This is a genomic window from Psychrobacter sp. DAB_AL43B (assembly GCF_900168255.1).
GTDB lineage: Bacteria > Pseudomonadota > Gammaproteobacteria > Pseudomonadales > Moraxellaceae > Psychrobacter.
The window spans coordinates 1,537,364-1,549,947 of sequence record NZ_LT799838.1 but is presented as its reverse complement, the minus strand read 5'-3'; the positions used below and the strand labels follow the sequence as shown (position 1 = coordinate 1,549,947).

Genomic DNA, 12,584 nt, shown 5'->3' with positions numbered 1-12,584 from the left:
TAGGCTATTTCACTACATGGTTTTTGACTTTAGGAAATCGAAAGCTCTTTTTTACCTGTTTGAACTTTAATCTCGCTAAAGCATAACCGCGATTTTTATGAATGTGTTTGTATCTATTATCCACCATGTGCTTTTTTAAGGTATCTTTGGGTTTCTCTATTATCTGCTCATTATCAATAGTATCCACATCTTTGCTTAAATTAACCGCTTGCGGCTTATCAGCAGCAGCAATTTTTTGATCAGCTTTCTTGTCAGCTGCCTCACTTTCGCCTTCATGTTCTAATTGAGCCAGAAGTTCTGGTTGCTTGACAATAAGCTGCTGTGTTGGCAAGGCATGCTCTACATCATATTTTCTAACTTGCATTAACAGATCAACGAATAACACGTTTTGCTTGTCGTAGAATTCAATAATACCGCTAGCATTGACGTAGGCTTGTAATTGAATAATATAGCAATCTTGACGTAACTCTAAAATATTGACCTGATTCCATTCTTGGTTGGTCAACTCGTGTTCATCCAAAAACTTATCCAAGTGCTTAACCATTTGGAAAACAACGTCGATATCAGCCGTACGTTTGATATATAGCTGATGTAAAAAGCGGAACATATCACGCGAGGTAAAGTTTTCAATTTGCATCGAAGAAAAATCACCGTTAGGTACGGTGACGATAGTACGGGTCAAGGTACGCACGCGTGATGAACGAATACCAATATCGATGACAGTACCCTCATAAGTACCAAATTTACAATAGTCGCCGATGCGTACGGGCGAATCGGCCACCACCACGACACTGCCTACTAAGTTTTCGATGGTCTTTTGCGCACCTAATGCTAACGCTAAACCACCTACCCCTAATGCGGCAATACCAGTCGTTAGATCAAAGCCCAAATTTCCGAAGGTGACGATGACTGCAAATATCAACAGCAGCGCTTTGACGATTTTGCGTAGCAGTCCCAAAATTGAGACCCGTTCAGTATAGTTCTTCTTATAGCTTAAATTCACTGCACGGGTAAATAAGGCATCGATAATGCGTAATAACAACCACGTTATCGCTACCCACGAAGCAATCTCAGCGAAGCGGTTGACCGGCTCGCGCAAGGTCACTGACACGCCAGCGTAAACCATCACCTCAGATAAAATCAGTGCCATAATCACCACAGCCAACGGCAATATGACTCTATCTGGCAATGGCAGTGGTACACCACGGACACGAGGATAAGTGAGTTTTAACAAATGATACAGTAGCCATACGGCAATATAAGTGAATAAAAAACTGCTGATAGTCATCGCCAAAGCGGCTACCAAGTCAGCCAACTGATAGCCGAATAGCTTTTTACCTTCTAAAGAATCAATGGTATAGCGAGAGACTAAAGTGGGTTCAGAATTTTCTATGACTTCTGGTATTGAGCTGAGCGTATCAGTAGAAAACTGCCAGTATTGTTCCCCTTGCTTAGAAACCACTCTTTCAAGTACCAGCGGTACACTTTTATCACTGACGTTGATGACACCCACATTTTCTTGGCTTGGCGGTAACTGATCGGTTAAATTGCCTTCAGGCGTATTATTAATTTGCAAATCAGGCTGAAAACGGCCACCCGCATCAAGGGCTTGTTTAAACTGCCGCACGATTGTAGTCGGATTATCAGACTTAGATAAATTTAAATAATTACTCGCCAGCAGATAATCGTTTTCTCCCAGCGCATTGAGAAACCCTTGTACAGTATGACGCGGCGTATCACGTCCAAATGAATCCGGTATCGATGTATCAGCTCCTTCTTCCGTTTTTGTACCACCCACACCCAGTATGCTCGCTTCAGCGGCCAGCGCACTATGTGGCGTGATGACACTTAATATCATGACGATAAGAAATGCGATCACCATTAGCGGTGTCTTAGTTAATAATATTAATGAAGATGGAGATTGCGAGGAACTAGTACTCAGATTACGCTTAATAGACAAAACAAACCTCATAGCTTTATGAATGGCATAACGAAAAACAGATAAAATCTGCCACTATAATAGCAATTATTTATGACAGCAATGCTTTTGATTGCGTGTTTTTATGGCGAAACGTGTTATGCCTACGACGCTTTCACTTTTTATAAACGACATAGCAATCTTGATGATAAAAACCATCATCACTCGTCAACAACATTATCTAATAACCTTGTAAGAGTCGCTGATAGCAGTTAAGCCAATAAAGACCAGCCAACCTTGAGAGATATTCACCTTATGATGAATAAAAATTAGGTTAAAGTGGTTTATAAGTCGAGCACTTTTATAGATAATGGCGACGTGTAATCTATTTATTACTTTTTGTAATTTTTAACTTCTTGGCTCTCTCTTCTGTATCTTATTTATTTGACCAATTTGGAATTAAATATGGCTTTATCACGTACATCTTCGACTACCTATCTTCGGTTATGTATTTTAAGCACGCTTAGCGTATTTGCCATGAATGCAACAGCTACCACTAATGAACTAAATATCGTCAGCGCCATGAATGATAGCGAGCTACCAGAAGTTGAGCTTGATAAAATCGTCGTAACAGCGACGCGTACGCCCACTAAGACGAGCAACGTTATCGCCCAAACTCGTGTAATCGATAGCGAAGAATTGCAACGTTATCAAGGTCAAAGTGCCCTTGATGTATTAAAGCGTCAGCCGGGATTTAGTCATTACAGCAATGGCGGTGTTGGCAAGGTTTCAAACTTTTATATGCGCGGTTATGATAATAAGCAAATATTGGTGCTTATCGATGGCATACGTTATAGCTCTGTAAGTGATGGAGGCGCTTCGCTGCAACTACTTCCTGCTGATCAAATTGACCGTATCGAAATATTGTATGGCGCCTCAGGTTCCAGTATTTACGGTGCCGATGCGATGGGCGGTGTCATTCAAGTCTTTACTAAAGGTTCAAATGTTAAAAAAACCAATCTTTCAGTGACTGCTGGCGTCGGCTCTCATAATCAATATCTGTACGGTGCTAGTGCTCAGTTTACCAATGACAATGGCACGGCATTGAGCCTTTCAGCCAGTCACAATGAAACAGACGGCTTCAATGCCGCCCTACCTTCAAATATCTATAACTACAACAGTGATGACGATGGTTTTGAGAGCGACAACTTTAGCGCTGCTTTAACCCAACGTATCAATGAGCAGTGGTCAGCTGGAGCAAGTGCGCTATATAGCAAATCAACCACTGAGTACGACAGTACCGATTTGGCCAATGTCTATTCTAATCAAGAAAATGGCGCGGCCCAAGTTTTTATTGACTGGCGTTATCTCACAGACTCTTCAGTTAAATTACAATACGGTCATTCTATCGATAAAATTGATGACCATAGTGCCTATAGTAGCCGCTACGACACTAAGCAAGATCAAATAAGCTTGGTTGGACAACATACTTTGCCTGTCGGTAAAGGTGTCTATGGCGTGGAATATTTAAACCAAAGTATCGATACGACGGCTTATGAAATCGATGACCGTGACGTTACCAGTGCATTTTTGGGCTATGTAATGACCAATAACCAATTCGATGCACAAGCTAACTTACGCTTTGATGACAACTCTCAGTATGGTGACCAAACCACTTATAATTTAGGTGGTGCTTATCACATCAACCCCAATCTTCGTCTTGGTGTAAGCTACGCAAAAGGGTTTCGCGCTCCTTCATTTAACGACCTTTACTACCCCGGCTCAGGGAACGCTGATTTAAAGCCCGAAAACAGCGACAACTATGAAGCTTTTATTGAATATGATAACAACCTTCAGTCGACGCGTTTGACTGGCTATCACAATAAAGTCGATGATTTAATCAGTTATGTCGCAAAACCAACGGCCAATAACCCTTGGGCAGGTGGCAGTGAAAACGTCGATAAGGCAAAAATTGAAGGCGTTACCTTAACATCAGATTGGATAGTCGATAACTATCTGTTCGGCGGTAGCTATGATTATCAGCAGGCTAAAAACGATACTGGCGGCAGCAATGACGGAAAATTCCTAAAAATTCGTCCTGAACATAAAGGTTTGATATACGCTGGCTATCGTCTACCAAGCTTAGATATTCGTGCTGAATATGAATATGTAGGCGATTATTATAATGATAACGGTGAAACCCAACCTGTCGATAATTATGGGCTGTTGAATATCAGTGGTAATTACCAACTGACAGATGACCTCACTATGACTGCTCGTTTAAATAATATCACCAATGAGAAATACATTACGGTGCCAGACTATAATACTGACGGTATTAATTTCTTTACCTCATTAACCTATAACTGGTTCTAAAATTACTTAGCCCAAATTGCAAACCCTATTATTAATAATTAAGGTCATCTATTTATTAGGTGGCCTTTTTTATGGGTCTCAATAATCTAAAGAAATTTTGTGTGTCATGAGCGCTTACTATTTTCCACAGCCAATAGGTGACAAATTAACTGCCATCAATTACAATAACGACCTCCGAGAGGTGTTGCACCATATGAATTGATTGTTATGTTTGCGCTTCATAAGCAAAATAAGCTGATATATTCATCATGTTAGGCTCGGTAAACTGTTTGATACTGGTTATTTCAGTCTTTGACAGCATAACAACGGCACCTGCGTTATTATTCTTTTTATCATAAATTAACCACTGATAGGAGCATATTATGGACGCAGTGTCTAACACCCCATCTGCCCATACGATCAACCCCGCTTTCACTGACTATAAAGTCGCTGACATCAGCTTAGCTGATTACGGCCGCCGTGAAATTACCCTTGCTGAAGCTGAAATGCCTGCCCTAATGGGTTTGCGTCGTCGCTACGAAGCGGATCAGCCGCTTAAAGGCGCGAAAATCGCTGGCTGTATCCACATGACCATCCAGACCGCCGTTCTTATCGAGACGCTCATTGCGCTAGGTGCTGAAGTACGTTGGACCTCATGTAACATCTTCTCAACCCAAGACCACGCTGCTGCTGCTATTGCTGCTGCTGGTATCTCTGTTTATGCTTGGAAAGGCGAAACCGAAGAAGAATACGAATGGTGCTTACGTCAACAAATCCATGTAGGCGGTGAAGCATCAGGTCAGCTTTGGGATGCCAATTTAATCTTGGATGATGGCGGCGATTTGACTGCTTTGATTCATAATGATTATGCAGAGCTACTTGATAATATCCATGGTATCTCAGAAGAAACCACTACCGGCGTCCATCGCTTGGTTGAGATGTTAAATAAAGGGTCGCTAAAAGTACCAGCGATCAACGTCAACGATGCAGTTACCAAGTCTAAAAACGACAACAAATACGGCTGCCGTCATAGCTTAAATGACGCTATCAAACGTGCTACTGACATGTTCCTTGCTGGTCGCCGCGCTTTAGTTATCGGTTATGGTGATGTTGGTAAAGGCTCTACGCAAAGCTTACGTCAAGAAGGCATGATTGTCCGTGTTTCAGAAGTTGATCCTATCTGCGCTATGCAGGCTTGTATGGACGGTTTTGAAGTATTATCCCCTTACATCAATGGCGATAACACTGGCGGCGCAGAAAACATCAATACTCGCTTACTCGAAGACACCGACATGATTGTCACCACTACGGGCAACTATCATGTTTGTGACAAACATATGCTTGCGGCGCTAAAACCTGGTGCAGTCGTTTGTAATATCGGTCACTTTGATACCGAAATTGACACTCAGTTTATGCGTGATAACTGGCGCTGGGTTGAGATTAAGCCACAAGTCCATCAAATCTTCCGCTCAGACGATGAGAACGACTATTTGATTTTGCTTGCTGAAGGTCGCTTAGTGAACCTAGGTAACGCAACGGGTCACCCATCACGTGTGATGGACGGCTCATTTGCTAACCAAGTATTGGCACAGATGTATCTGTTTGAAGAAAAATTCGCTGAATTGCCAGTGGATACGCGTACCGAAAACTTATACGTCAAAGTATTACCGAAGAAACTAGACGAAGAAGTGGCCGCTGCGATGGTTGCTGGTTTTAATGGTACTTTGACCAAGCTGACTGAAAAACAAGCTGAGTATTTGGGTGTGCCTGTCGAAGGTCCATTTAAGCCTGACGCTTATAAATACTAAAAGGAGCCAGACTGTGACTAAGCCTGCTTTCTCCTTTGAGTTTTTTCCGGCCAAAACCGAGCAAGGACACGAAAAGCTCCTCAGCACTTATGATGAGCTGAACAAGCTATCGCCTGCGTATTTTTCGGTAACTTACGGTGCGGGCGGCTCAACGCGTAGCCGCACTTTGGATATCGTTCAAGCATTGTGCGTACGCGGTAATACTGACATTGCACCGCATATGTCTTGTATCGGTGATGATAAAGCGGAAATCGCTGAATTACTGGATCTTTATAAAAGCTTGGGCATTAAGCGTCTGGTAGCGCTTCGTGGTGACTTGCCGTCAGGTCAAGTTGGTATGGGCGAGCTGCCGTTTGCGGTAGACTTGGTGAAGTTTATCCGTGAACATTCAGGCGATCATTTTCATATCGAAGTGGCCGCCTATCCTGAGATGCATCCTCAAGCACGTAGCTTTGAGTCTGATATCGATAACTTGGTTAATAAATACCAAGCTGGCGCCAATGCGTCGATTACGCAGTTTTTCTATAACGCCGATAGCTATCTGTATTTGCGTGATACCTTAGAGAAGCGTGGTATCGATACCATCGCTCAGCCATTGGTTGCTGGTATTATGCCGATTACCAACTCTAGCAATCTGGTACGCTTTGCTGATAGCTGTGGCGCTGATATTCCGCGTTATGTGCGTAAGCAATTGGCTGATTTTGGTGATGATAGCAAGGCCATTCGTGAATTTGGTTTTGAGGTCGTCTATCGCTTATGTGAGCGCTTAATCGCTGAGGGCGTGCCCGCCATGCATTTTTATAGCATGAATAAGGTTGAGCCAAATAAACGTTTGGTTGAAGCATTGGGACTTTCTGCGTAAACAATTGCTCAATTTATCATTTAATGACTGGCGTTCTTAGGAGCGCCAGTTTTTTGTTGTATAGTCGATTCACTATAAAAAAACAGTGCTACTGGGACAAATTTTGCGCTGCCTCTGTCTGCGCAGGCACAGCAAGCAAGGAAAATTTATCCCAGTAGCGCGTTATAATATTTGTACTTTTTTATTTAGGACTGACTATAGCTTACGCTTTTGATTAAAACAGCCATTTTTTATAGCCTTAAAAATGATAATAATCAATGTTGTACCATACGTATTAAAAAATGAGTATTAGAAGATAAGCACTAGAACAGTTGTAATCCCGAAGATACCTTTACCCACTCAAACGATATTCTGCTAAGATATTTAAAAGTATCAGCATTCACATTATAGGACTAAGCGACCGTGCGACGTTTTTTTTATGCTACCAGCAATGACATCAGTAATGGAACAGATACCAGTTACCCTCAGCTTAGCACCTTGCCTATTGGAGGCAGTGCTGAATTAACAGAGAGCATCGTGCATCATTGGTGCCGTGTGTTACGGGCAAAGATTGGTGACCAAGGGATTTTATTTGATGGTTTTGGTGGTGAGTATCAGGTACAGCTACAAACCATCAGTAAAAAGCACGCGACTGTGACTTTACTGGCTCATACAAACGATGACCGCAGTGCACCGGTGCTTACTAAAATCGGTCTCGTGATGAGCCGTGGCGAACGTATGGACTATGCGATTCAAAAATCGACTGAGCTTGGTGTGACTGCCATTCAATTGTTAAGCAGTCATCATGGTGAGGTTAATCTAAAACCTGCACAAGTAGAAAAAAAGCTAGCCCATTGGCAGCAAGTCGCTATTGCCGCCTGTGAGCAATGTGGTCTTAATCGCCCGCCCCTTATCCTTGCCCCCATTTCTATCAATGATTGGCTCAAATCCGCAACGATTGCATCGACTATAACGCCTTTAAATGACGTCATGTCAGTCAGCTCTATCGTCGCTATGCTCAGTCAAGACTCCTATTATCAATTATTACAACAGCCAGCAGATTTACGCTTACAACTGAGCGTACCAGCGGCAGGACAGCCCGCTATGCCTGAGTCACTATCGACTGCATTACAGAAAAAAAACCCTTATATTGAATTATTAATTGGTCCTGAGGGAGGATTAAGTGATGACGAATGTCTGCAAGCACAAAACGTCGGCTTTGAGCCTTGGCAAATTGGGGTAAGAGTGTTACGCACTGAAACTGCGCCTGTGGTGGCGCTGGCAACGTTGCATGCACTTTTGCCTCTTATTGCTCCTTAACAACAGCGTAAAACGCTTATACTTAAACAAGTTTTTAATTAGCCAGCCACAAGCTCTTTTTATCGATTTTAAAATCATTTTATGAGTCCAGTTATGACTGCTTTTACCCCTATGCCACTGGAAGACAAACATCAATTATTGGTCGAATTATGCGAGCAATTTGAAGATGCCATATTCATCTTAGATAAAAATTTGCGCTATTTGTCGGTCAATGCCACCTATGAGCTGATGCTTGGTTATACGGAAGCTTTTTTGCTTGGACGTCCACTTGGTGTATACGCTGCTGAATTTTTATCAGAAGAAGAACAAGCGGTATTAAAGAATCTGACCAACAGCTTAGATAGTACAGGGTTTTATGAAAGCGATTTTTCAATGGCAAACCGCTACGGACAGACCCTCGATTGTCATATTACCTACCGAAGAATTTATCTGGATGACACAGCATACTACGTCGGTAAAATTCGAAATATGTCCATTGTTGCTAAAAATAAAAAAAAGCTGGTACATCTGCTTAATTATGATCAACTTACTGGGCTGCCAAACCGCAAGGTGTTTTTAAGTCAGACAAGTGAGTTACTGTTAGACAGCTATCAAGAAGTGATCATTGCCCGCTTAAACATTGACGGTTATCGTAATCTTGCTATTTTACTAGGACCTGATTGCATCAATACCTTAGTAGAAAACTTTGTCCTGCGAATTAAAGCGCTGGAACTTGATCATTTACGCTGTTTTTCTCATTTTGGTGGTGATGACTTTGCTTTACTATTTGAATGTAAAGATGCCAATATGGTACGCCATCAGTTAGACAGCTTAATGCAAATGTGTGAGCGTCCTTTCTTTTTAAATAACAACTCTACAAAAGGATCAGAGGTTTATTGCCATATCTCTGTTGGGGTCAGCTATTTTCCTAAAAATGATAATGAATTTATAGGATTATTGACCAAAGCGGAGAAAGCCTTAAATTATGTCAAGCAGCACGGTGGCGATGATGTTTGTTGGTATCAAAAATCTATTAATGAGTTTAACGCGCACCATATACAGCTAGAATCTGAGCTTAGAACGGCCACCAGCGAAGGTCAGTTCATACCCTACTTTCAACCTAAATTTGCATTGGATACGGGCGAGATTACAGGTTTTGAAGCATTGGTACGCTGGCAACATCCCACTCGCGGATTACTACAACCCATTGATTTTATTGATGCAATTATCGCTCATAAACTATCGCTTGAGCTATTTTCTCAAATGGCGACACAAATCGCTGAGCAGTTGTCAGTTTGGCAAACACTTGGCTTCAATCAACATATCTGTATCAATGCGGATGCCGCTGAATTCAGTCATCCTGACTTTTTCGATTTGGTCAGCAATTTACTTGTACAACATAAGATTGCAGCGCATCAATTACATATTGAAGTGACAGAATCCTCTTTAATAAAACGCCATTCCAATGTAAAGAAACAGCTTAATTTGCTTAAAGAGTTGGGAATTTGTCTTGCGTTAGATGACTTTGGTACTGGCTACGCCTCCTTAAGCTATCTACAAGAATATCCCTTTGATTTTATTAAGATTGATAAGAGTTTTATCTCTAAAATCACAGGCGATCGAACCCAACACGCTATTGTAAAAGCTATTTTGCAATTAGCACAGGCACTGGATATGCAGGTCATCGCAGAAGGCATCGAAAATGAGCAACAACGTGACTTACTGTTAACCATGGGTTGCCAATATGGTCAAGGTTATTGGTTTGGTAAACCTATGCCTGCTGAAGTTGCGACCGATATGTTAATGCAACAACATTTGTCTAAAAATAAAGATTGTTAGAGGGACGATGTAGAAGTGAATAGATTGAGTTTTCCTACAAGTATTATTAAGTTCTTTGGCGTTTAAGCTATATTGTACATAGGATGCAAGACAGGTTGATGACTTATCAGTATTGTCACCAAACTTGTATATTTGCCAGTGAACGCCTATCTTTTACCAAGAATTTACGAATACAGTGATAATTCTTTTTACTCTTCTCAATGTTATCTCATATGACCGGCATTATTGCTTGTTGATAATGTCGACAAACCCGATGCCAAACACTAGCAACTAAGACTTAACTATATAGTCCTACTATCGCTTAGTCGCAGCAGCGCTGTTGGTCATACACTAAAAAAAGGACAGGAAGTTATGCAATATAAAGCGCCCCTACGTGATATCCAATTTGTCATGCATGAGTTACTTGATAGCGAAAGCCACTACAAAACCTTGCCTGCTTTTCAAGAAGCCGATCGTGAGTTGATGGACAGCCTGTTTGAGATGGCAGCAAGCTTTGCCGAAAATGAGCTATCGCCGTTAAACCAAAGCGGTGATGCTGAAGGCTGTCAGTTTGACAATGGTAAAGTGACCACACCAAAAGGTTTTAAAGAAGCTTATAAAGCTTACTGTGAGCTTGGCTTCCCAGCATTGTCTGCAGAAGAAGAATTCGGTGGTCAAAACATGCCGTTTTCACTATCGACTGTCATTAATGAGATGGTTGGTACGGCTAACTGGTCATTCTCTATGTACCCTGGTCTATCACATGGCGCCATCCAAACCATCGAGCATCATGGTACTGAAGCGCAAAAGCAAACCTATCTAGAAAAAATGGTCACTGGTGAATGGTCAGGTACCATGTGCTTGACTGAAGCCCATGCTGGCTCTGATTTGGGTATCATTCGTACTAAAGCCGAGCCTAAAGAAGATGGTACTTATAGCATCACTGGTCAAAAAATCTTCATCTCAGCCGGTGAGCACGACTTAACTGATAATATCATTCATATCTGTTTGGCTCGTCTACCAGGCGCACCTGCCGGTACTAAAGGCATCTCATTGTTTATCGTACCTAAAGTGATGATCAACGAAGACAACAGCCTAGGCGAAAACAATCAAGTGGTTTGCGGTTCTATCGAGCACAAAATGGGTATCAAAGCCTCTGCGACTTGTGTCATGAACTTCGACGGCGCAACAGGTTACTTGATTGGCCCTGAAAACCGTGGTCTACAGTGCATGTTTACTTTCATGAACGTTGCTCGTATCGGTACTGCTGTACAAGGCTTGACGGCCGCTGAGTATGCATTCCAAGGTTCATTAACCTATGCCAAAGACCGCCTAGCAATGCGTTCATTATCAGGTGTCAAAGCGCCAGAAAAAGTTGCTGATCCTATCATCGTGCATCCAGCAGTGCGCAATATGCTATTGACCGAAAAAGCCTTTGCTGAAGGTGGTCGTGCACTGGTTTATTACCTCTCACATTTTGCTGATACTGTGGCAAAAGGTGAAGGCGACGAGCTTAAGTTTGCTGATCAAATGTTGTCACTATTGACCCCAATTGCTAAAGCTTTCTTGACTGAGACTGGTTTGGAAGCAGCTAACCATGGCGTCCAAGTTTATGGTGGTCACGGCTTTATCAGCGAATGGGGTATGGAACAGAACGTTCGTGATACGCGTATTGCTTGCTTGTACGAAGGTACCACTGAAATCCAAGCGCTAGATTTATTAGGTCGTAAAGTTTTAGGCTCACAAGGTAAGCTACTGGCAAACTTCGTCCAAATCATCCAAACATTCTGTGACGAAAATAAAGACAATGATGAGATGGGTCAGTTTATCCGTCCACTTGCCAAGCATCTAAAAGAATGGGGTGATTTGACAGCGCGTATTAGTATGCAAGCTACTGAAAATCCAGATGCCGTTGGTGGCGCTGCTGTTGATTACTTATATTTCAGTGGCTACGTAACTTTAGCTTACTTATGGGCACGTATGGCCCTAATCGCACAAACCGAAATCGCAAATGGTAGCAGCGAACAAGCGTTCTATGATGCCAAAGTGAAAACAGCACAGTTTTACTTTGCTAAATTATTGCCACGTACGACCACCCACGTACAGCGCATTGCTACTGGCGTTGAGCCGTATATGAGCATGGATGTTGATCAATTTGCGTTTTAATTGACGCGTTAAATTTCTGATTAGATGTTTTGTTTATCTTCATAGTGCCTATCCTATCGGCAACATACCAAGGTGTGTTGCCGATTTTCTTAGCACGGACAGAATAAGTCGCTCAATACAACGATATGGCTGCTGTATCCAGAATATTTTCTTAACAAGTCAATTCTCGCTAAATTATTTTTCAATAAATCACTTTTAGCATAATAATGACCGTTTCAACAATAGTGAATAATACGCTTAGTAAATTAAACACTTTTAAAAAAACCAATCTTATTTTTATAAATGCTATCATTTAAGAATACTTTTGGTGTACGCACAATTCACGAAGAAATACACCCGTTTATACGCTAATTTGCTAAAATTTAGCTACTACTAATAG

At 41.8% G+C, this 12,584-nt stretch carries 7 protein-coding genes; 6 read left to right on the top strand and 1 reads right to left on the bottom strand.

Annotated features, from left to right (window positions below; translation table 11 throughout):
* Positions 1-4: 4 nt before the first annotated feature.
* Complete coding sequence (locus DABAL43B_RS06840; protein WP_413771831.1) at positions 5-1,882, bottom strand: mechanosensitive ion channel family protein; 1,878 nt, start codon at positions 1,880-1,882, stop codon at positions 5-7.
* 501 nt (positions 1,883-2,383) lie between these two features.
* Between DABAL43B_RS06840 and DABAL43B_RS06835 the strand changes: the two genes are divergently transcribed.
* From DABAL43B_RS06835 to DABAL43B_RS06810, 6 genes are all read left to right on the top strand, one after another.
* On the top strand, positions 2,384-4,294 hold the full coding sequence (locus tag DABAL43B_RS06835) for a TonB-dependent receptor plug domain-containing protein (protein WP_079691674.1): 1,911 nt from the start codon (positions 2,384-2,386) through the stop codon (positions 4,292-4,294).
* A 362-nt stretch (positions 4,295-4,656) separates the two neighbouring features.
* On the top strand, positions 4,657-6,081 hold the full coding sequence (gene ahcY / locus DABAL43B_RS06830; protein ID WP_079691673.1) for an adenosylhomocysteinase: 1,425 nt from the start codon (positions 4,657-4,659) through the stop codon (positions 6,079-6,081).
* A gap of 13 nt (positions 6,082-6,094) precedes the next feature.
* Positions 6,095-6,943: a methylenetetrahydrofolate reductase [NAD(P)H] gene (gene metF, locus DABAL43B_RS06825; RefSeq protein ID WP_079691672.1), complete on the top strand. Its 849-nt coding sequence runs from the start codon at positions 6,095-6,097 to the stop codon at positions 6,941-6,943.
* Between the two features lie 402 nt (positions 6,944-7,345).
* The gene (locus tag DABAL43B_RS06820; RefSeq protein WP_079691671.1) at positions 7,346-8,242 is read left to right on the top strand and encodes a 16S rRNA (uracil(1498)-N(3))-methyltransferase; all 897 of its coding nucleotides are present in this window, start codon (positions 7,346-7,348) and stop codon (positions 8,240-8,242) included.
* A 93-nt stretch (positions 8,243-8,335) separates the two neighbouring features.
* Positions 8,336-10,060, top strand: a complete 1,725-nt coding sequence (locus DABAL43B_RS06815) for a putative bifunctional diguanylate cyclase/phosphodiesterase (RefSeq protein ID WP_079691670.1) — start codon at positions 8,336-8,338, stop codon at positions 10,058-10,060.
* A 351-nt stretch (positions 10,061-10,411) separates the two neighbouring features.
* The gene (locus tag DABAL43B_RS06810) at positions 10,412-12,205 is read left to right on the top strand and encodes an acyl-CoA dehydrogenase C-terminal domain-containing protein (protein ID WP_079691669.1); all 1,794 of its coding nucleotides are present in this window, start codon (positions 10,412-10,414) and stop codon (positions 12,203-12,205) included.
* The last annotated feature ends 379 nt before the right edge of the window (positions 12,206-12,584 follow it).

Bases quoted from the DNA above. Each gene is read 5' to 3' on its own strand.
- DABAL43B_RS06840 (WP_413771831.1), bottom strand. From the start codon at position 1,882: ATGGTGATCGCATTTCTTATCGTCATGATATTAAGTGTCATCACGCCA.
- DABAL43B_RS06835 (WP_079691674.1), top strand. From the start codon at position 2,384: ATGGCTTTATCACGTACATCTTCGACTACCTATCTTCGGTTATGTATT.
- ahcY (WP_079691673.1), top strand. From the start codon at position 4,657: ATGGACGCAGTGTCTAACACCCCATCTGCCCATACGATCAACCCCGCT.
- DABAL43B_RS06815 (WP_079691670.1), top strand. From the start codon at position 8,336: ATGACTGCTTTTACCCCTATGCCACTGGAAGACAAACATCAATTATTG.
- DABAL43B_RS06810 (WP_079691669.1), top strand. From the start codon at position 10,412: ATGCAATATAAAGCGCCCCTACGTGATATCCAATTTGTCATGCATGAG.